Below are 20,872 nucleotides of genomic sequence, written 5' to 3' on the forward strand. Positions count from 1 at the left end.
AAATTAGTTTTTTAAGTTTTTAAAGAAAGGAACATACAGTTTAAGATCGCTTTTAATCATTGCCGAAACACCGTCTCCGGTAATAGTAGCACCTGCTATGGCATCTACTTCATTATCGGTTTTATCTTCGTTTTTAGGATCTGCATTTCCTTTGGCAACAGTTATTCCTTTAAAGTTTCCGTTTTCATCTAAAAGATGTTCTCCGGTAAAATCATCCATAAAAAAACGCTCTTTAATATTAGCTCCTAAACCGGGGGTTTCTCCTTTATGATCAAAGAATACACCTTGAACAACCATATTCTCATCCATAGCTACATATCCCCAGATAGCATCCCATAATCCTTTTCCGTAAATTGGTGCTACGTAATATGTTTTACCATCTTTTTCTCCAACAAAAAGCGGTAATCTTCTATTATACGATGGGTCTTTTGCTAATGCTTTCTCTTTTTTAACATCTATTAAGTAAGCTTGGTCATCTTCTGTAACCTTGCCATCTTGTATTACTAATTGTTTTTTTATGTATTTAGAGAATAGCTCGGGAGCTTCGGTAGTAGATACAAATTCTACTCCGGTATCTTGATTGTTGTTAATTCCCATTGCATACAAAATGTTTTGTTGCTTCTCTAAGCGCTTATTTTCTGTAATAGTGTCTTTAAGCGATGCTGCAACAAAAGCTAACAATGAGCCTACAACAATTACCATTCCTACAGCAAAGAGAACGGTATATGAATTTTTTTCAGTTCTGTTTTCCATCTCTTAGGCAGTTTTTGCTTTTAAACGTTTCATTCTTCGTTTTACGTTGGCTTGTATTACGTAATGATCTATAGTAGGCGCAAACACATTCATTAATAAAATTGCCAACATTACACCTTCTGGGTAAGCCGGATTAAATACTCTAATTAAAATTGATATGAAACCTACTAAGAATCCGTAAATCCATTTTCCTGTATTGGTTTGTGAAGCTGTTACAGGATCTGTAGCCATATATACTGTACCAAATGCAAAACCACCAATTAACAGGTGTTGCCAGAATTCAGTACTCATTAAGCCGTAAAACTTGCTGCTCTCTGTTATAATACCTGCATCTACTACATAGTTAAATATTAGCCCCATAACTATGGCTCCTAATACAGAAGAGAGCATAATTCTCCAGCTTCCAATTTTGGTGAATATTAAGAATAATCCTCCTAAGAGAATAAGTAATGTTGAAGTTTCTCCAACCGAACCCGGAATAAAACCATAGAACATATCTGCAATAGAGTAGCTTACTTCTTGGTTTTGAGCCAAGCTACCTAAAATGGTTTCTCCGGAAATAGCATCTGGAGTTCCTGCACGCTCAACTGCACCGTGAACCCATACTTTGTCTCCACTCATCCAGGTTGGGTAAGCAAAGAATAAAAAGGCTCTTACAGTAAGTGCAGGGTTAAGAATATTCATTCCTGTACCACCAAATACTTCTTTTCCTATTATTACTCCAAATGCTACTGCAACAGCAAGCATCCAAAGTGGTAAATCAACAGGAACAATTAAAGGCACTAACATTCCTGTTACAAGGTATCCTTCTTCTACTTCGTGGCCTTTTATTACAGCAAAAATAAATTCTATAACAAGACCCACTCCGTATGACACTATAACAAGAGGCAATACTTTTTGTAAGCCAATTATAAAGTTATCTAAATTCCAGAATGCATTATCAAAAAATCCGGTAGCAGCATCAATAGTTCCTAAAGCTAAATAATGCTGATATCCTGCATTAAACATCCCGAAAATTAAGCAAGGTACCAACGCCATAATAACGGTGTTCATGGTACGCTTAAGATCATCGGCTGCTTTAATATGAGTTCCTCCGTGAGTTGTTTCGTTAGGAGTGTATAAAAACGTATGAATGGCATTAAAGGCCGGAGCCATTTTAGTGCCTTTATACTTTTCTTTTAGCTTGTGCAAATTACTCTTTAAACCCATGGTTATCCTATTTCTTTAATCATTAAGTCTAAACCTTCTCTAATTATTTTTTGGTGTGGTTGCTTAGATACGCACACAAACTCTGTAAGTGCAAAGTCTTCTGGCGCTACTTCGTACATACCTAACGCTTCCATCTCGTCTAAATCCTTGTACATGCAGGCCTTGAGCAATTGCATCGGGTAAATATCAAACGGAAACACTTCTTCATAATTTCCAGTTAAAACAAAAGCTCTGTGTTCTCCGTTTGTATTGGTATCTAAATCATATTTTTTATTCGGGAATAACCATGAGAATGTTAGTGCTCTAGTGGTAGAAACCTTGTCGAACACCGGCTTATTCCAACCAAAAAACTCATAGTCATCTCCTTCCGGTATTACTGTTATGGTATTGCTGTAGTAATCTAATGCGCCGTCCGGCTGAACTTGCTTACCGGTTAGTACATTTCCGGAAATAATACGAACATTAGCGTCTTTTTCAACACCTTTATCATAAATCATTGTTGCAACTTCACTACCTATTTTTGTTACAAAGTAGCGTGGTTTTTGTATTGCCGAACCTACTAAAGCAACAATACGTTCTGCATTAAATTTTCCGGTTAATAACAAATCTCCAATAATCACTAAATCTTGCGGAGTTACAGTCCAAACAACTTCTCCTTTGTTTATAGGGTCTATTTTGTTGATTTGAACACCAACATTTCCGGCCGGATGCGGACCAGAAACTTTATGTAGTGCAATTCCGTTTAAGTTTGCTAATGGTGAGTTAGATTTTTTACCAACACAAACATGAACTTTTCCTGAGGTTAATTTACCTAAAGCTGTAACTGCAGCTTGCAATTGCGCTTCTTTACCTTGTAGCACATAATCGTAATCTGCTGCTAACGGTGCTGTAGCATAACCCGAAATAAAAATGGCTTTAGGTGTTCTGTTTGGTTTAGCAATAATATCATAAGGACGTTGCTTAATAAAAGGCCAACATCCGGTTGCTAATAAATGCGATTTAATCTCGTCGGCACCTGCCGCATTAACATCTATAACCGCATTTTCTTGATACACCTGTTCTTTATCGGCCTGAATTTTTATGGCCAATATACGTCTCTTCTCTCCACGAACTACATCAACTATTTCACCAGAAACCGGCGAAACAAATTTTACATCTTCGTTAGACTTATCGTAAAAAACAGTCTCTCCTGCTTTTACTTTTTCGCCTACTTTTTTAACTAATTTTGGAATAACACCGTGGAAGTCTTCAGGTCTGATGGTGCAAAAATTGCTAACAATAGCTTTTTCTGTTGCTTTTTCTGCTTCACCTACTAATTTTATGTCCAGACCTTTTTTTATTCTAATGTCGTTTGACATAAGCTTTTATATAAGATTAGTGTTTATTTTGAAAAAGTCGTGCAAATTTACGAAATTCTATATGAAAATAAGGGAGTACATATATAAGTTTATTATTTATAATCATTCTAAATAAATAATCGCACTTAGGCTGGTAATTTATGTATATTTACCTCTGTAACTCATAATACCATCATGCATACAAATAAGTTTATTTGGCTGGTGCTTTTATTTTCTATATGTACTTACAGCCAAGAAGCTATACAAGAAGTAGAACCTCCTAACTATATTAAAACCATTATTTTTAAAGGAGATAATGAAGGAGACCAATTTCCGGTTGTTAAACTTGGAGAACCTATTTATTTAAGTTTTGATGATATTTCTGCTCAAGAAGAAGATTACTATTACAAATTAATACATTGCAATTACGACTGGACACCCTCTAATCTGGTTAAATCGCAATACTTACAAGGTGTAGATAACCAACGTATTTTAACCTATCAGAACTCTTATGGCACATTACAACCCTACTCTCATTACGAGCTTAAATTACCCAATAGCAGAACTAAATTTAAGCTTTCCGGTAATTATGTATTAGAAATATATAACAGGTTTGATGAACTTATGTTCTCGCGACGTTTTGTTGTTTACAAAGATTTAGTTTCTGTTGGTGTAACTATTAAACGCTCGCGCGATTTTAATTATATAAACACTCATCAGGTTGTACAATTTACCATAAACTCAAACAATTTTCAGATTGTAAATCCTAAACAAGAAATTAAAATAGCCATATTACAAAACTACCATTGGCCTACTGCCATTTTTGATATTGCCCCGCAATTTACTGTTGGGAGCAATTTAATTTATAGGTACGATAATGAAACCCGATTTGAAGGTGGTAATGAATATTATAATGTAGACACTAAAGATTTAAGAGTAAATACAGCATCTATAGGAAAAATAGAACTTAAAGAACTTTACAATCATTACCTATTTACAGATTATGCGCGAAATAAAGACCCATACACTTACTTTCCTGATATAAATGGTGATTTTTTAATACGTACGTTGCAAGGCACAGAAAATAGAACAGAAGCAGAATACACCAAAGTACATTTTAGCTTGGGCTATAACCAAGATATTGGTCTACAAGATGTATATGTTTTTGGTAAGTTTAACAATTATGCATTAACTCCAGAAAACAAACTAACCTATAATGAGAACACTAATACTTTAGAAGGCTCATTACTATTAAAACAAGGATTTTACAACTATAAATATGTATTGGTTTCGCCAAACGGAGAAATACGTTACAATGCTCTTGGAGGCAATCACTACCAAACAGAAAATAATTATTTAGTGTTGGTATATTATCGAGATTTTGGTGGTCAGTACGACAATATTATAGGGATAGGAAGTGCAAACGGAGAAACAATAACCAACTAACTATCACAATGAGCTCTAACAAACCCATCCCGTCTAAACGTTACGCCAAACAATACCGAGGTGTAAAATGCTTAAATTGTAATCATCCGTTAGATATTAGCGATAAATACTGCCCTAATTGCTCTCAAATAAACAGCACAAAGAAAATTAGTTTTAAAGATGTTATAGACGAGTTTTTTTCCAGTTTTATTTCGTACGATTCTAAGATTAGAAAAACACTGGCAGCCCTAATTTTTAAACCCGGTAAAATCACCAAAGAATATATTAACGGTAAGCGCGTTGCTTACACCAATCCGTTTAGATTTTTACTAAGTTTATGTATAGTGTATTTTTTAATGCTTAATTGCACAAGCAACTTAAGCGATATAGATAGATTTGGTGACAATTTAACAAACCAAACATTTACAACTGCTGCAAAAAGCCCAATTAAAGCCAACATAAAAAACCCCAAAGAACAAGCACAGGTCCTTGGAGCATTAGATTCTTTAAATTTAGATTCTATTCAGAATTTAAAAAGAAACCAAGACTCAATTAATTTAGCCAGCCCTAAAAAATTTTTTAAACAAACTGACTCTTTAAGTTTTGTAGAACGGTTAAGTGTTAAAATAGATTTTTTTCAAAACGCTATTAAACAAAAAAAGTATTACACTTTTACCGAAGCTAAAGACTCGCTACAAATTACTAACACTTTTGAAAATCGGCTTTCGTTTAATATGAGTAAAAGCATTCTTAAAAGCATGCAGCAACCAGGATCTTTTATAAGCTCTTTAATATCAAAACTTCCTTTTTTAATATTTTTCTTTTTACCAGTTTTTGCAGTATTTATTTGGTTGATTTATTCTAAACGAAAATTTAATTATATGGACCACCTGGTGTTTAGTTTTCACACCCAATCTATGCTTATAATTTTACTGATTTTTTCGTTTATTATTGACACCTTTTTAGAGGTAGATTCTTCGGGTATTTTTCTGATTTTGTTTTCGTTATACCTTTTAAGAGCCATGCATGTATTTTATGAGCAAAGCAAAATCAAAACATTTGTTAAATTTATGTTTCTTAACACTATTTTTTTTACCTTAGCAAGCGTTTCGGCCTTAATTTTCTTAATAGGAAGCGTTTTTACGTATTAGTGGTATGATTACACAAGTAACCAAAGGCATAAAAATTTCTGTTGAAACTAGTTTTGAAGGTACTTTCTTCAAAAACTACAAAATGAACTATGCTTTTGGATACAGAATCTCTATAGAAAACCAAAGTAAAGACACCGTACAACTCACATCGCGCCACTGGCAAATTTTTGATTCTTTAAACGATATAGAAATTGTAGATGGTGAAGGCGTTATAGGAAAAAAACCGGTTTTAAAACCCGGTGAAGTTTATACCTATAGTTCCGGGTGTTTACTTACTTCTCCTATTGGCTCTATGCGAGGTTATTTTAACATGATTAACTTTACTACCACACGTCGTTTTAGAGTATTTATACCTACATTTAAACTCTGTGCTCCTTTTGCAATAAACTAATCTTTTATTACTCTTATTAAGATTGATAAAGCTTTCATAATGAAGTTAGAAAAAGCGCATGCGTTTTCTTACCTTTGCATGCAATTAATCATAAAAACACCATATAACCATGGGAAAAGGATTTTTTCAAGTACCAACTGCTATAAATGAACCTGTTAAATCTTACGCTCCGGGAACACCCGAACGTGAAGCCGTTTTAAAACAATACAAAGAGTATTATAATGGCAACATGGAGGTTCCGCTTTACATTGGCAGCGAAGAAATAAAAACAGGCAACACAAAACCAATGTCTCCTCCACACGACCATAAACATGTGGTTGGCCACTATCATACAGCAAATAAAGAACATGTAGAAAAAGCCATCTCAGAGGCGCTTAAAGCCAGAAAAGAGTGGGCTGCACTAACTTGGGAGCAACGTGCAGCAATTTTCTTAAAAGCTGCAGAATTAATTGCCGGACCTTACCGAGCTAAACTAAATGCAGCTACAATGATAGCGCAATCTAAAACCATACACCAAGCAGAGATAGATTCTGCTTGCGAGCTTATAGACTTCTTGCGTTTTAATGTAGAGTTTATGGCTCAAATTTATCAAGAGCAACCTGAATCTTCAGAAGGAATCTGGAACCGTGTAGAGTACAGACCTCTAGAAGGTTTTGTGTATGCTGTTACTCCTTTCAACTTTACAGCAATTGCCGGCAACCTACCAGCAAGTGCAGCCATGATGGGTAATGTAGTTGTTTGGAAACCAAGTGACAGCCAGGTATTCTCTGCTAATGTAATTATGGAAGTATTTAAAGAAGCCGGATTACCGAACGGTGTAATTAATATGGTTTGCGGTGATCCTGTTATGATTACAGATACTGTTCTGGCTAGTCCTGATTTTTCTGGAATACACTTTACAGGATCTACTTTTGTATTTAAAGAACTCTGGAAAAAAATAGGTAACAACATTCATACCTACAAAACCTACCCAAGAATAGTAGGAGAAACAGGAGGTAAAGACTTTATTATTGCACACCCTAGCGCCAATGCTAAAGAGGTAGCTACTGCTATTACACGTGGAGCATTCGAGTTCCAAGGTCAAAAATGTAGTGCAGCCTCGAGAGTTTACTTACCAAAATCTAAAGCAGACCAAATTTTAGAGTTTGTAAAAGAAGACGTAAAGTCATTTAAAATAGGCTCTCCGGAAGATATGAGTAACTTTATTACTGCAGTAATTCATGAAGCTTCTTTTGATAAGCTTGTGAGCTATATAGAACAAGCTAAAAAAGATAGCGATGCAGAAATTATTGCCGGTGGTAGTTACGATAAATCTAAAGGATATTTTATTGAGCCAACTGTAATTTTAACAACTAACCCTAAATACACAACTATGGAGACCGAGCTTTTTGGTCCTGTAGTAACGGTTTATATTTATGAAGATGCCGAGTGGAGCAATACATTAAAATTAGTTGACGAAACTTCAGAATACGCATTAACAGGAGCTATTTTCTCTAAAGACAGATATGCTATAGATGAAGCTACTAAAGCTCTAGAAAATTGTGCAGGTAACTTCTATGTAAACGACAAACCAACAGGAGCCGTTGTTGGACAACAACCATTTGGTGGAGCAAGAGCTTCCGGTACAAATGATAAAGCCGGTAGTGCCCAAAACTTATTACGCTGGGTGTCTCCAAGACTCATTAAAGAAACTTTTGTACCACCAACAGATTATAGATATCCTTTTTTAGGTTAATATAAAATAGGCTGCCAACAAAGGCAGCCTTTTCTTTATTTATCCTTTAAACTTTAACGGCAAATGAACCACTTTTTTAGTCTCAAAAAAAGGTTCAGAAAAAAACTCAGAAATATTATAAAGTTTAACCGTTTTATACTGTGATAATTCTTCGGTTAAATCGCCTCCTTTTAAATACAAAATTCCGTTTTTAAGCTGGTGTTCTGATTTCTTTTTTACTTTTCCTCTTACCCACTTCACAAAATCAGGCATATTGGTTACTGCTCTGCTTACAATAAAATCAAACTGATCTTTTACTTTTTCTGCTCTAATATGTGATGCTGTTACATTTGTTAAATTAAGCTCTTTTGCCACAGCATCTACCACTTTTATTTTTTTAGCAATTGCATCTGTAAGGTAAAAGTTGGTTTCAGGAAATAAAATTGCCAATGGTATGCCCGGAATTCCTCCTCCTGTACCAACATCTAGAATATGTGCTCCCGGTAAAAAAGGCTGAACTTTTGCTATAGCTAAAGAATGTAGTACGTGCCTTTCGTATAAAGAATCTATATCTTTTCTGGATATAACATTAATTTGAGCATTCCAATATTTATACAATTCTTCTAACTGAAGTATCTGATTTTTTTGGTTGGACGTTAAATCGGGAAAATACTTAAACACCAGGTCTGCACTCATAATTTGCTTAATTTTTAGCAAAAATAGTGTTTTTAGACTTCGTAAAATTTTATTAAATAAAAAGGTTGTTTGGTTTAAATATGTATTTTTGACACAAATAAATATTATTAAGTTACAATTATTTTTATGTCTCAACCTACACTTAGATTCTCTAGGAAAGAGCGATCAGATTTCTTCAAAACCCTTAACAAACGTGTAAATCAGTACTTTAAAGACAACAACATAAAACGTACAGGCAACTGGAAATTATATGTAAAAACTGCTGTAATGTTTGCATTGTTTTTAACTCCTTATTTTTTAATCCTAACAATTAATATGAGCCAATGGATTCAGTTGCTTTTAACCATTGTAATTGGTATCGGAATGGCTGGAGTTGGTATGAATGTAATGCACGATGGTAATCATGGTTCTTATTCATCAAAAAAATGGATTAACAACCTGATGGGAGGTAGCATGTATATTCTTGCCGGAAATGTTTACAATTGGAAAGTACAACACAATGTACTACACCACACCTATACTAATATTCATGGGCATGATGAAGATTTAGATGCCGGTAGAATAATTAGGTTTTCTAAACATGCTAAATGGCGCTATTTTCACCAATTTCAACATTACTACTCTATTCTGCTATACGGTTTACTAACCATTAACTGGGCAATTACTACAGATTTTAAGCAAATGCGCAGTTACTTAAAAAGAAAATTGTCTTATGGCAAGTTTCCTAACCCTACAAAAGAGTGGAGCGTTTTAATAATAACAAAAATTATATACCTTTCTATTTGGATTTTATTACCCATACTCATTTCAAATATAGCTTGGTGGAAAGTATTAATTGGCTTTTTTGTAATGCATTACACTGCCGGATTAATTTTAAGTATTGTTTTTCAGTTAGCACATGTTGTTGAAGAAACAGAAACCCCGTTACCTGACGAGGGCGGCACCATGAAAAACTCTTGGGCAATTCATCAGTTATTTACAACAGCAAATTTCTCTACTAAAAATAAGATTGTTAATTGGTTTACAGGTGGATTAAATCATCAGGTAGAGCATCATATTTTCCCAAATATTAGTCATGTTCATTATAACAAAATTGCCAAAATTGTTAAACAAACCGCAAAAGAATTTAATTTACCCTATAACGAGTATAAATCTACCAGAAAAGCTATAATTTCGCATTTTAAACATTTAAAAGAATTAGGTAAAAAACCAGATTATCAATTATCATAGTTATGGCTGTTCAAACTTCAAATTCACACCTTTCTAATAGGATTGAAAGCATGGCAACATCGGCTACTTTAGCAATGGCTGCCAAAGCAAGAGAACTTAAAGAGCAAGGCGTAGACATTATAAGTTTGAGTTTAGGTGAACCCGATTTTAATATTCCGGAGTTTATTAAAGAAGCCGCTATACAAGCCATACATGATAATTACAGTAGTTATCCGCCTGTAAATGGTTATACCGATTTACGCGAAGCTATTTCACATAAATTTAAACGTGATAATAACTTAGATTATTCACCCAATCAAATTGTAGTATCTACAGGTGCAAAGCAATCTTTAGCTAACGTTGCCTTGGTAATGCTAAATCCGGGTGACGAAGTTATTTTACCTGCCCCATATTGGGTAAGTTACAGAGATATTGTTAAAATTGCCGAAGGCGTTCCGGTTGAAGTTCCTACAACTATTAAAACCGATTTTAAAATAACTCCAGAGCAATTAGAAGCTGCCATAACACCAAAAAGTAAAATGTTGTGGTTTAGCTCTCCTTGTAATCCAAGCGGATCTGTTTACAGTAAAGAAGAGTTAGAAGCCTTAGCCCAAGTGCTACAAAAGTACCCCGATATTTATGTAGTTTCTGATGAAATTTACGAGCACATAAATTTTACAGGAAAACATGTAAGTATAGCCGGCATTGATGGTATGTACAACAGAACTATTACTGTTAATGGAGTCTCTAAAGCTTTTGCAATGACTGGTTGGCGTATTGGTTATATTGGCGCTCCCGAGTTTATTGCTAAAGCTTGTAGTAAAATGCAAGGACAAATTACCAGCGGAGCTAATGCTATAGCCCAAAGAGCAACCATTGCTGCTGTAACCGCCACTCCCGATAAGATAAAGTATATGGTAGACGAGTTTAAGGCTCGAAGAGATATTGTCTTAAAACTTTTATCTGAGATAGACGGGTTTAAAGTAAATGTGCCGGAGGGTGCTTTTTATGTGTTCCCAGATGTATCTGCTCTTTTCGGGAAGACTTTTAAAGGAAAGAAAATTAATAATGCTACAGATTTGTCATTATTTTTATTAGAAGAGGCCAATGTAGCTACTGTTACCGGCGAAGCTTTTGGAAGTCCTAATTGCATCAGAATCTCATATGCAGCATCAGAAAAAGAGTTACGTGAAGCTTTAAGCCGAATTAAAAAAGCTTTAAGCTAACCGCTTTCAATCTGCTAAATAAAATTAACTAATTTGCTGTAACAAGATGTTGTAACCTGCAGATTTTCTTTTGAAGAATAATAAAAGCTTAAGATTAGCTTTAGTTTATTTGGCAGTAATGCTGTTTATTATGGTAGCTCCTCAACTAATTTTTTATTAGCAGTAAATCCTTCTAACTTAGCATAGCCTCTCACCTATTTTTGTTTGGTGTATTATAAACAAAATACATTTTATTACCTGTTACATTGCATTGATTCCTCTGTATTTTTGAGTCTAACTCATTTAAAACTCCGCAAAGAAACTTCAGAAATTCTCTTTAATTATACTCAAGTTAAATTTACAAAACCCGAAATCTCATTATTAATAACATACTTTGGTATCAACTTAAACTTTAGTTGTTACTCATATGATTTTTTTCGGATTTACCCCATTTTTTTGTGGCCTATAGACTCCACATTTACAATAAAGATACAGACAATTACTTGTATAATTTATTCTTTACGCGCTAAAAGCCAACCTAATAAGAATACAAAAAAGGATTATTCCACTAACAGCTATGAAAGAATTTGGAAGTGTTTGAGTATATCGTCTAAAAAATTCTCTTACTCCAAAAAATATGAATACGTTTAAACAACTAAATAAAACTAAACACCCTGCAACACTAAAACCAAAATAAGAATCTTGGCCCCAACTTTCTATATTAAAAACACTAAACACCTCAAAATTTGCTAACAAGTAAGCCAAAAAGGTTACTACTACCACAAAAAATAACAAAAAAATTTCGTTATGGCTTGGGTTTTTGAAAATCCGCATGTGTTTTGTAGTATAATTCACACGCAAATATGTATAATTTTTTTTTAAATAACAAACTTGTTTTCAGGGGAATATCACCCTTTTTCAACATAGTATTAGCTTTTTTTCCAAAAATACGGAGTAAATAATATAAGAACCGTAAAAAGCTCTAACCTACCAATAAGCATTAAAAATGAGCACCACCACTTACCAGCATTTGGAAGACTATTAAAATTACTTAACGGATTTAGATCTCCAAAAGCCGGACCTACATTGCCTAATGAAGATGCAGCACCTCCTATGGCTGTTTCAAAATCTAATCCCATTAAACTCAAAACCAGCGCTCCTATTATAAATGATAGCATATAGAGCACAAAAAAACCAAGAATATTATAAATAATATTCTCTGAAACTGTTTTGTTGTTAAACCTAACCGGAATAATAGCGTTTGGGTGTAATGCTCGCTTAAACTCTAACAAGCCATTTTTTATAGTTAATAAATGACGAACTACTTTCATTCCACCGGCTGTAGAACCTGCCGATCCTCCTAAAAACATTAGTCCGAAAAAAAACACTGTTAAAAAAGGGGTCCACGATGTAAAATCTGCTGTAACAAAACCGGTTGTTGTAACAACAGCTACAACTTGAAAAAGAGCATGCCTTATAGAACTTTCAAGTTTTCCGAAAACCATAGGATGATAATCAGATACAGGTATATTTGCTTTAAAATAAATTACTAAAGCAGTAACTATTGTAAAAAACAGTATAAAAAGAGAATAAAACTTAAACTCTTCGTCTTTAATTATTTTTTGAACCTTTCCCTTAAAAGCAAAGTAACTAAGCACAAAATTGCTCCCGGCCAAAAACATAAAAAAGATAACAATGTATTGTATTATTGGTTGATTACTCCAATGTGCTAGACTATCATTTTTTGTAGAGAACCCGCCAGTAGAAAGTGTTGCCATAGAATGATTGATGGCATCAAAAAAACTCATCCCGGCTAATTTTAACAAAATAGTTTCTGCTAAGGTATAGCCAACATAAATAAGCCATAATCTTTTGGCAGTATCTGTAATTCTAGGATGAAGTTTATCAGCACTCGGACCAGGTGCTTCGGCTGCAAATAATTGCATCCCACCAATTCCTAAAATTGGTAAAATGGCGATTGCTAAAACTATAATTCCCATTCCACCAATCCAATGAGTCATGCTACGCCAAAACAAAATTCCTTCTGGTAACGATTCTATATCATCTAAAATAGAAGCTCCTGTAGTTGTGTAACCAGACATGGTTTCAAAAAAAGCATTAGTAACATCCGGAATAGTTTTAGAAATTAAGTAAGGTAACATTCCAGAAATAACCATTATAAGCCAACCACAAGCAACAATTATGTAACCTTCTCTTTTTTTAACCTCTTTTTCATGGTCTCGAGTATTATACATAAGCAACCCACCAGCAAGTATAGTGGCTAAAACAGACATACTTAATTGCATGGTAATCCCATCGTTATAAATGGCACTTACCAAAGCAGCTAAAAGCATAAAGCCACCATTACATACTAACAGTAGCCCCATTAGGTGAAAAATTATTTTAGAATTTAGCTTTTTCATGTTTTATAAGAAAAGCTTCTCTACTTTATTTATAGATCGTGGCAAACAACATACCACCACTCTATCTCCTGTTTTAATTAAAAAGTCTCCCAAAGCAATAATACCTTCTCCGTTCCTTACTACACCTCCTATAATGGCAGACCTCGGAAAATCTATTTCTTTTATTATTTTTCCGTTTACTTCTGAAGTTGGTTTAACCTCAAATTCTAAAATCTCTGCATTCAAATTGTTTAATCTGGTTAAAGCAACTACTTCTCCTTTTCTAACATGCCTGAAAATATGATTGGCCGCAAGTAGTTTTTTATTGATTAAAGTATCTATTCCAATAGATTGTGATAGCTGAAAATAATCCATATTCTCAACCAAAGCTATGGTTTTCTTTACGTTTTTTGATTTAGCAACCAAGCAAGACATAATATTTGTTTCTGAGTTTCCGGTAACAGAGATAAAAGCATCCATTTCTGAAAGATCTTCTTCATCTAAAAGCTCAACGTTCCTGCCATCTCCATTAATTATCAGCGCATTAGGCAAGGCATCGGCTAAATCAAAAGCTTTTTCCTTGTCTTTTTCAATAAGTTTTACAGAGAATTTGTTAGTACAAAGATCTCTAGCAGTTTTAAATCCTATCTTACTTCCACCTAAAATCATTACACGCTTAATATCTTCTTTAGTTTTTCCGGTAAGCGTGTAAAGCTTTTCTACGCCCTCGGGTGTAGTTATAAAATACACAATATCGCCTTCTTTAAATTGGGTATCTCCTCTTGGTATTAAGGTGTATTGTGTGCCAAAACGCTGTACAGCAATTGGCATAAAGTGTAATTCTGGAAAAATATTTGCTGCCTCTTTTACGGATTTACCCACAAATGGGGCTGTGCGTTGCAATGATGTTCCTACCATTATTAAAGCACCGTCTTCAAACTCGTAAGTGTCGCTAAAAGCAGATTGGTCTAAAAGCAATTGAATTTCGGATGCTGCCAGTTGCTCCGGCGAAATGAGTTCGTCTATTCCTAAATCGGTAAACTTGATTTCTTCTTTATTGTAAACAAATTCTGTGTTAGAAATACGTGCTATTGTTCTTTTACATCCAAGCTGTTTGGCAAGCAAACAAAGTGTAATGTTTGTTGTCTCAGACGATGTTACTCCAATAACCAAATCAGAATTTTGTACGTTAGCTTCTTTTAGTACCGAAATAGAAGTAGCATCTCCTTTCAGAACTTTAATATCTAAATGGTTATCGGCATAAAGTAGGCTCTCTTTGTCTGTATCTATAAGTGTGATATCTTGTGCTTCGTAAGATAGAAGTTTAGCTAAATGAAAGCCAACTTCTCCTGCACCTGCAATAATTATTTTCATCTAATGGTAAGCAACTAATTTGCATTTGTTATGCAAATATAACACATTTAAGTAATGAATTTATATTCTACACGTTAAATGGCATTGTATTATCTTTGTAAAAAAAAATTTCATGCCCAAAAATGTAACTCCATACAAAGAGTCTAACCTCGCAAAAAAACAACAGGTTGCTAAAATGTTTGATACCATTTCTGAAGATTATGATGGGCTTAACCGTGTAATTTCTTTTGGTATAGACATTAAATGGCGTAAACGTGTTGTTACTTTGGTAAAAAAACAACAACCCTGTACCATTTTAGATATTGCTACCGGTACAGGAGATTTAGCAATTAGTTTGGCTAAAACCGGTGCAAAAAAAATTATAGGATTAGACATTTCTAAAGGGATGCTTGAGGTAGGCAAACAAAAAGTAGCTAAAAAAGGATTGCAAAATGTTATCGATTTACAGTTAGGAGATAGTGAAAATTTGCCCTTTAATAATGATGTATTTGATACTATAACTGTTGCTTTTGGAGTTAGAAATTTTGAAAACTTAGAAAAAGGGCTTTCAGAAATATATAGAGTTTTAAAACCGGGGGGAGCTTTTGTGGTTTTAGAGACCTCTGTACCCACTAAAACGCCTTACAAACAGGGTTATTTTTTATACACTAAATACATTTTACCTACTATTGGCAAATGGTTTTCTAAAGACAATGCTGCCTATGGTTATTTATCTGAATCTGCTTCTGTATTTCCGTATGGAGAACAGTTCAACAATATTTTGCGTAAAATTGGGTTTATAAATGTGAACCATCTGCCTCAAACCTTTGGGGTAGCAACAATTTATGTAGCGTCAAAATAATTGTATGAAAAAAATTGGCTTTCTTTTACTATTAATCTTAGTTGCTCCGTTAGCAAGTGCTCAATTTAACGAAGACCCTATTATTAATCTTGAGAATTTTGATAAAAAAACAATAAGCTGGGGGTACTTTTTAGGTGTAAACCAATACGACTTTAAGTTTGAGTACAACGAAAACACCAGCGAAGTATTGGTTTCTAAAACCATGGGATTTAATGTTGGTTTAATAGGGAAGTTGCGTTTAAATGATTATTTTGATTTACGTTTTGAGCCAGGTCTTTACTATACAAAAAGAGATTTAGGTTTTAAAGGTTTTACAGAACCCAGAGATGCTGTACGAGGAGTAAAGTCTACTTACATTCACTTTCCGCTATTATTAAAAGCAAATGCTAAACGTTTAGGAAACTGGAAACCTTACCTTGTTGGCGGGCTATCTACTTCAATTAATTTAGGCAGTAATGAAGACAGCAAAGAAGATAACAGCTCCGGACAGTTTAGAATGAAAAAAAACACCTTTTACTACGAAGTTGGTTTTGGTATAGACTTTTACTTAGAGTATTTTAAATTTTCTCCTTCTATTAGAGGGGTTTTTGCCTTAAGCGATGAGCTTATACCGGATGCAGACCCAAATAGCCCTTGGACCGGAAATGTTGCCGGAATGTACTCAAGAGGGATTTTTATAAACTTTACTTTTGAGTAGTTTTTTTTACCTTCTTTTAAATTCGCTTAACAGTATAGCTGTTGCTGTTGCTACATTTAAACTTTCTGTTTGCTGCATGTTTCCAAACCTTGGTATTGTTATTTTTTGAGAAAGCATACTTTCTACTTCATGGCTAATTCCGTTAGCCTCGTTTCCCATAACAAGTACTGCAGGCTGTTTTAATTTTGCTGTGTACACATTATCACCGTCCATACAGGCGCCATAAACCGGCATAGAAACCGATTTTAAAAAAGAATCTAAAGGCTTATAATAAACATTAACTCTAGTTAAAGAACCCATTGTTGCTTGTACAACTTTTGGGTTATAACAGTCTACCGTTTCTGTAGAGCAGATTAATTGTGTTATTCCAAACCAATCGCACAACCTAATAATTGTTCCTAAATTACCGGGATCTCTAACATTATCTAACGCTATTGTAAACTTATTATCTTGTATAGGTTTAGGCTCCGGAATTTTAAACGTTGCCAGCGCCTTATTAGGTGTTACAAGACCACTTATTTTACGTAGCTCTTTTTCTGTTATTAGATTTTTTTTGTGAGGAGGAACATCAAAAACAGTATTGTCTGTCGTATATAATGCATCAAGTTTAAACGAAGAGTTTAAAAATTCCGAAATACCTTTTAACCCTTCAACTATAAACAAGCCGGTTTTATTTCGGTATTTTTTTTGATGTAAACTTGTTATTAGTTTTATTTGGTTTTTGCTAACCATACAAATAGTGTATTTTTGAGCAACTAAGCAGATTAGAGTATTGAAAAATATAGCAACAAAAATAGGTGTATTTATTGTAATACTCTTTTTAGGCGCCTGTAATGCCACAAAAAGAGTTCCAGATGAAGGATTACTGCTTAAAAAAAACACAATTTATGTTGATGGTAAAAAACTACTAAGCGAAGACATTCAGAGCTTAATTCATCAACAACCTAATAGTAATTTATTAGGATATCCGTTACGACTTCATATTTATAATTTAGCAAAACCGGAGCCCGATTCTTTCTACATAAAAAAACTAAACAACAAACTTAAAGACACCTCGTTTGCACAAAAGCTATTTTCTAAAAAACAACTAATAGCCTTTACTAACGCAAAAATAGGGTTTAATAAATGGTTAATGGAAACCGGTGAAGCCCCGGTAATTATAGATACCTCTTTAACCAATAAATCTGTAAATCGTTTAGAGGCCTATTACTACAGTAAGGGATATTTTAACAATAAGGCTAATTACACAATAAATAAACTTAAAAGAAAACAAAGAGCCACAATAGATTATAGTATTACGCTAAACAAACCCTATATTTTAGATTCTATCTCAAAAAATATTGCATCTGCAGATATAGATTCTATTTACCGGCAGCATAAAAAAAATTCGTATTTACAAAAAGGTAAGCAGTTTAATTTAGCCGATTTTCAGGCAGAACGCAACAGACTTACCGGTTTATTTAGAAATTCTGGAATCTATAACTTTCAAGAGAGCTCTATAGATTTTGATGTTTTAATGGATACAATTCCTGAAAACAACGACAGAAAGCTTCCTATTACTGTAAATATTGCCAATGCCACACAACGTGTTAATAATAACGTTCAAGAGCTTGAGTACAAAGTACACACCATTAATAATGTAAATTTATTTATAGATGCTACCTCTAATAATTATACAGATTCATTAAAGTATAATAACTACACGCTTTACTTTAAAGAAAAATTGCGCTATAAGCCCAAAGCAATAACCAATGCCGTTTTTTTAAACAAAGACTCTATTTATAGAGATCTTAATTATTCTCAAACATTACGGCAGCTTAGCAACTTGCAGGTGTTTAAATACCCAACTATACAGCGTAATGCAAACAAAGAAAATGCAACGCTTAACATGGATGTTTTTTTAACCTCTAAACCAAAATTCTCTTTAGGGTTAAACACAGATGTTACACACTCTAACATTCAAGATTTTGGGTTATCATTCAGTACATCATTAATAAGCAGAAACATTTTTAGAGGTGCAGAAACCTTAGAGCTTGGTGTAAGAGGGTCTTTAGGATCGTCTAGAGAAGCTCGAGGCGGAGACAATCGGTTTTTTAATGTAAACGAAATAGGGGCCGATGTTAAGTTTAACTTCCCAAGAATTTGGTTTCCGTTTAACACACAAAGTATTATTCCAAAGCAAATGTCTCCTAACACTAAAGCCTCTTTAGGTACCAGTATTCAAGAAAATATTGGGTTAGACAAACAGACCTTTAATAGTATTTTACAATATAATTGGTCGCCTTCTAATTATGTCAAAAATATCTTAGAGTTGGTAAACGTACAGTTTGTAAGAAACGTAAATCCTAGTCGCTTTTTTGAAGTTTACCAAAACACCTACGAAAGATTAGATGATGTTGCCGATGCAGTGCAAAACAACCCTGACCAAGCTGATTTATTTGTAGAAGACACTAATAATGTTTTAGATCCATTACGTTTAAGTATTCCGTTTGGCACGGACAATTTTATAAATAGAGTACAAAATGGCGAAATCATGCTTCAATCAGACGATATTATAGAAGTTAATAGAGTTGAAGAGAGACGAGAAAGACTTACAGAAAACAACCTTATTTTTGCTTCAAATTTCAGCTATATAAAAAACAACCGTCAGGGATTTAACGACAACAGTTTTTCTCAATTTATTGCTAAAATAGAATTTGCAGGGAACTTTCTGTCTACTCTATCAAATTTAATAAATTTTGAAAAAGATTCTGATGGCAACAATCTTATATTTGGCGTAAAATATTCGCAATATGCTAAAACAGAGTTTGATTATGTAAAACATTGGCAAATTGTTCAAAAAAACACTTTAGCGCTAAGGGCTTTTTTCGGTATAGCTATTCCCTATGGTAATTCTAATAGCATCCCTTTTTCACGAAGTTATTTTGCAGGAGGTTCTAACGACAACAGAGCTTGGGAAGCTTATTCACTCGGTCCGGGAAGCACTGAGGCTGTAAACGATTTTAATGAAGCAAACCTAAAATTAGCCTTAAATGTAGAATACAGGTTTGATATTTTTGGCGATTTAAAAGGAGCTCTTTTTGCCGATGCCGGTAATATTTGGAATGTATTTGATAATGTAAATGATGAAAAAGCTACATTCTCCGGTCTATCATCATTACAAGATATAGCACTCGGAACAGGTCTTGGCTTACGTTACGATTTTGGTTTTTTTGTGTTTAGGTTTGATACCGGATTTAAAACCTACAATCCGGCAAGAGAACTAAATAAAAGATGGTTTAGAGAATATAATTTTGCCAATGCAGTATTTAATATCGGTATAAATTATCCGTTTTAAGGTTGTATTTTTATTACTTTTGTAACCTAAATCTATAATTAGTAAAAACACAACTAAATGAGTCATAATATAAAACCGGGAGTTGCTACCGGAGATCAAGTTCAAGAAATTTTTAAATACGCAAAGCAAAAAGGCTTTGCTTTGCCTGCTGTAAATGTAGTAGGCTCTAATAGCATAAATGCTGTATTAGAAACTGCAGCAGCATTAAATGCTCCTGTAATTATTCAGTTCTCTAATGGTGGTGCCCACTTTAATGCCGGCAAAGGTTTAAATAATGATGGACAAAAAGCTGCTATTGCTGGAGCTGTTGCCGGAGCAAAACATGTGCATGATTTAGCCGAAGCATACGGTGCTACCGTTATTTTACATACAGACCACTGTGCAAAAAAATTACTCCCTTGGATAGATGGAATGTTAGATGCTAACGAAACACACTTTCAACAAACAGGTAAACCATTGTTTAGCTCTCATATGATTGATCTATCTGAAGAGCCATTAGAAGAAAACATAGCAATCTGCAAAGAGTACTTGGCTAGAATGAGTAAGATGGATATGACGTTAGAGATAGAGCTCGGTATTACCGGTGGTGAAGAAGATGGCGTTGACAATACAGGCGTAGATGATTCAAAACTTTATACTCAACCTGAAGAAGTAGCTTACGCCTATGAGGAACTCATGAAAGTAAGCCCTCGTTTTACCATTGCTGCAGCATTTGGTAATGTTCATGGTGTTTACAAGCCCGGCAATGTTAAGTTAACTCCTAAAATATTAAAAAACTCACAAGAATACGTCTCTAAAAAGTTTAACGTTCCTCACAATACTATAGATTTTGTTTTTCATGGTGGTTCTGGCTCATCATTAGAAGAAATTAGAGAAGCCATAAGTTACGGTGTAATCAAAATGAATATAGACACCGATTTACAATATGCTTTCATGGAAGGAGTTAGAAATTACATGAAAACCAACGAAGCATATTTACAATCACAAATTGGTAATCCTGAAGGAGACGATAAACCTAATAAAAAATATTACGACCCAAGAGTTTGGCTTCGAGAAGGAGAAAAAACATTTGTTACCAGACTTAAAAAGGCTTTCGAAGACTTAAACAACGTTAACACGTTATAATTAAAG

17 protein-coding genes are annotated in these 20,872 nt (G+C 34.0%); 10 read left to right on the top strand and 7 right to left on the bottom strand.

Annotated features, from left to right (window positions below; all coding sequences use genetic code 11):
• Positions 1-3: 3 nt before the first annotated feature.
• Genes ACZ5CF_RS00410 through ACZ5CF_RS00420 form a run of 3 tightly spaced genes read right to left on the bottom strand, consistent with a single transcriptional unit; the run spans position 4 to position 3,320 of the window.
• On the bottom strand, positions 4-753 hold the full coding sequence (locus tag ACZ5CF_RS00410; protein ID WP_464579621.1) for a Na(+)-translocating NADH-quinone reductase subunit C: 750 nt from the start codon (positions 751-753) through the stop codon (positions 4-6).
• Positions 754-756: 3 nt separating this feature from the next.
• Positions 757-1,962 carry an NADH:ubiquinone reductase (Na(+)-transporting) subunit B gene (locus tag ACZ5CF_RS00415; protein WP_464579622.1) on the bottom strand — a complete coding sequence of 402 codons (1,206 nt, stop codon included), beginning with the start codon at positions 1,960-1,962 and terminating at the stop codon, positions 757-759.
• A 2-nt stretch (positions 1,963-1,964) separates the two neighbouring features.
• Entirely contained in the window at positions 1,965-3,320 is a 1,356-nt protein-coding gene (locus tag ACZ5CF_RS00420; RefSeq protein WP_464579624.1) for a Na(+)-translocating NADH-quinone reductase subunit A, read from the bottom strand.
• A 174-nt stretch (positions 3,321-3,494) separates the two neighbouring features.
• Between ACZ5CF_RS00420 and ACZ5CF_RS00425 the strand changes: the two genes are divergently transcribed.
• From ACZ5CF_RS00425 to pruA, 4 genes are all read left to right on the top strand, one after another.
• Positions 3,495-4,745 carry a type IX secretion system plug protein gene (locus tag ACZ5CF_RS00425; protein ID WP_464579625.1) on the top strand — a complete coding sequence of 417 codons (1,251 nt, stop codon included), beginning with the start codon at positions 3,495-3,497 and terminating at the stop codon, positions 4,743-4,745.
• Positions 4,746-4,753: 8 nt separating this feature from the next.
• On the top strand, positions 4,754-5,875 hold the full coding sequence (locus tag ACZ5CF_RS00430) for a DUF3667 domain-containing protein (RefSeq protein WP_464579626.1): 1,122 nt from the start codon (positions 4,754-4,756) through the stop codon (positions 5,873-5,875).
• Positions 5,876-5,879: 4 nt separating this feature from the next.
• Positions 5,880-6,266, top strand: coding sequence for a Co2+/Mg2+ efflux protein ApaG (gene apaG, locus ACZ5CF_RS00435; protein ID WP_464579628.1), 387 nt, complete (start codon positions 5,880-5,882; stop codon positions 6,264-6,266).
• A 109-nt stretch (positions 6,267-6,375) separates the two neighbouring features.
• Positions 6,376-8,001 carry an L-glutamate gamma-semialdehyde dehydrogenase gene (gene pruA / locus ACZ5CF_RS00440; RefSeq protein ID WP_464579629.1) on the top strand — a complete coding sequence of 542 codons (1,626 nt, stop codon included), beginning with the start codon at positions 6,376-6,378 and terminating at the stop codon, positions 7,999-8,001.
• Positions 8,002-8,040: 39 nt separating this feature from the next.
• Here pruA and rsmG read toward each other — a convergent pair whose 3' ends face one another.
• The gene (gene rsmG / locus ACZ5CF_RS00445; RefSeq protein ID WP_464579631.1) at positions 8,041-8,676 is read right to left on the bottom strand and encodes a 16S rRNA (guanine(527)-N(7))-methyltransferase RsmG; all 636 of its coding nucleotides are present in this window, start codon (positions 8,674-8,676) and stop codon (positions 8,041-8,043) included.
• Positions 8,677-8,802: 126 nt separating this feature from the next.
• Between rsmG and ACZ5CF_RS00450 the strand changes: the two genes are divergently transcribed.
• Positions 8,803-9,906: a fatty acid desaturase family protein gene (locus ACZ5CF_RS00450; protein WP_464579633.1), complete on the top strand. Its 1,104-nt coding sequence runs from the start codon at positions 8,803-8,805 to the stop codon at positions 9,904-9,906.
• 2 nt (positions 9,907-9,908) lie between these two features.
• Entirely contained in the window at positions 9,909-11,111 is a 1,203-nt protein-coding gene (locus ACZ5CF_RS00455; protein WP_464579634.1) for a pyridoxal phosphate-dependent aminotransferase, read from the top strand.
• Between the two features lie 908 nt (positions 11,112-12,019).
• Here ACZ5CF_RS00455 and ACZ5CF_RS00460 read toward each other — a convergent pair.
• Positions 12,020-13,513: a TrkH family potassium uptake protein gene (locus ACZ5CF_RS00460; protein ID WP_464579635.1), complete on the bottom strand. Its 1,494-nt coding sequence runs from the start codon at positions 13,511-13,513 to the stop codon at positions 12,020-12,022.
• Between the two features lie 3 nt (positions 13,514-13,516).
• Positions 13,517-14,866 (bottom strand): Trk system potassium transporter TrkA, encoded by a 1,350-nt coding sequence (gene trkA, locus ACZ5CF_RS00465; protein WP_464579636.1) that lies wholly within the window; start codon positions 14,864-14,866, stop codon positions 13,517-13,519.
• Between the two features lie 112 nt (positions 14,867-14,978).
• Between trkA and ubiE the strand changes: the two genes are divergently transcribed.
• Both ubiE and porT read left to right on the top strand, forming a co-directional pair.
• Positions 14,979-15,707, top strand: coding sequence for a bifunctional demethylmenaquinone methyltransferase/2-methoxy-6-polyprenyl-1,4-benzoquinol methylase UbiE (gene ubiE / locus ACZ5CF_RS00470; RefSeq protein WP_464579637.1), 729 nt, complete (start codon positions 14,979-14,981; stop codon positions 15,705-15,707).
• Between the two features lie 4 nt (positions 15,708-15,711).
• On the top strand, positions 15,712-16,404 hold the full coding sequence (gene porT / locus ACZ5CF_RS00475) for a type IX secretion/gliding motility protein PorT/SprT (protein ID WP_464579639.1): 693 nt from the start codon (positions 15,712-15,714) through the stop codon (positions 16,402-16,404).
• A gap of 6 nt (positions 16,405-16,410) precedes the next feature.
• Here porT and ACZ5CF_RS00480 read toward each other — a convergent pair whose 3' ends face one another.
• On the bottom strand, positions 16,411-17,136 hold the full coding sequence (locus tag ACZ5CF_RS00480; protein WP_464579641.1) for a TrmH family RNA methyltransferase: 726 nt from the start codon (positions 17,134-17,136) through the stop codon (positions 16,411-16,413).
• Between the two features lie 40 nt (positions 17,137-17,176).
• On the opposite strand from ACZ5CF_RS00480, the gene tamL reads away from it, so the two are divergent.
• Positions 17,177-19,741 (top strand): translocation and assembly module lipoprotein TamL, encoded by a 2,565-nt coding sequence (gene tamL, locus ACZ5CF_RS00485; RefSeq protein ID WP_464579643.1) that lies wholly within the window; start codon positions 17,177-17,179, stop codon positions 19,739-19,741.
• Positions 19,742-19,798: 57 nt separating this feature from the next.
• Positions 19,799-20,866 carry a class II fructose-bisphosphate aldolase gene (gene fbaA, locus ACZ5CF_RS00490; RefSeq protein ID WP_464579644.1) on the top strand — a complete coding sequence of 356 codons (1,068 nt, stop codon included), beginning with the start codon at positions 19,799-19,801 and terminating at the stop codon, positions 20,864-20,866.
• The last annotated feature ends 6 nt before the right edge of the window (positions 20,867-20,872 follow it).

The organism is Lutaonella thermophila (genome assembly GCF_055387725.1).

Bases quoted from the DNA above. Each gene is read 5' to 3' on its own strand.
- ACZ5CF_RS00410 (WP_464579621.1), bottom strand. From the start codon at position 753: ATGGAAAACAGAACTGAAAAAAATTCATATACCGTTCTCTTTGCTGTA.
- ACZ5CF_RS00415 (WP_464579622.1), bottom strand. From the start codon at position 1,962: ATGGGTTTAAAGAGTAATTTGCACAAGCTAAAAGAAAAGTATAAAGGC.
- ACZ5CF_RS00420 (WP_464579624.1), bottom strand. From the start codon at position 3,320: ATGTCAAACGACATTAGAATAAAAAAAGGTCTGGACATAAAATTAGTA.
- ACZ5CF_RS00425 (WP_464579625.1), top strand. From the start codon at position 3,495: ATGCATACAAATAAGTTTATTTGGCTGGTGCTTTTATTTTCTATATGT.
- ACZ5CF_RS00430 (WP_464579626.1), top strand. From the start codon at position 4,754: ATGAGCTCTAACAAACCCATCCCGTCTAAACGTTACGCCAAACAATAC.
- apaG (WP_464579628.1), top strand. From the start codon at position 5,880: ATGATTACACAAGTAACCAAAGGCATAAAAATTTCTGTTGAAACTAGT.
- pruA (WP_464579629.1), top strand. From the start codon at position 6,376: ATGGGAAAAGGATTTTTTCAAGTACCAACTGCTATAAATGAACCTGTT.
- rsmG (WP_464579631.1), bottom strand. From the start codon at position 8,676: ATGAGTGCAGACCTGGTGTTTAAGTATTTTCCCGATTTAACGTCCAAC.
- ACZ5CF_RS00450 (WP_464579633.1), top strand. From the start codon at position 8,803: ATGTCTCAACCTACACTTAGATTCTCTAGGAAAGAGCGATCAGATTTC.
- ACZ5CF_RS00455 (WP_464579634.1), top strand. From the start codon at position 9,909: ATGGCTGTTCAAACTTCAAATTCACACCTTTCTAATAGGATTGAAAGC.
- ACZ5CF_RS00460 (WP_464579635.1), bottom strand. From the start codon at position 13,513: ATGAAAAAGCTAAATTCTAAAATAATTTTTCACCTAATGGGGCTACTG.
- trkA (WP_464579636.1), bottom strand. From the start codon at position 14,866: ATGAAAATAATTATTGCAGGTGCAGGAGAAGTTGGCTTTCATTTAGCT.
- ubiE (WP_464579637.1), top strand. From the start codon at position 14,979: ATGCCCAAAAATGTAACTCCATACAAAGAGTCTAACCTCGCAAAAAAA.
- porT (WP_464579639.1), top strand. From the start codon at position 15,712: ATGAAAAAAATTGGCTTTCTTTTACTATTAATCTTAGTTGCTCCGTTA.
- ACZ5CF_RS00480 (WP_464579641.1), bottom strand. From the start codon at position 17,136: ATGGTTAGCAAAAACCAAATAAAACTAATAACAAGTTTACATCAAAAA.
- fbaA (WP_464579644.1), top strand. From the start codon at position 19,799: ATGAGTCATAATATAAAACCGGGAGTTGCTACCGGAGATCAAGTTCAA.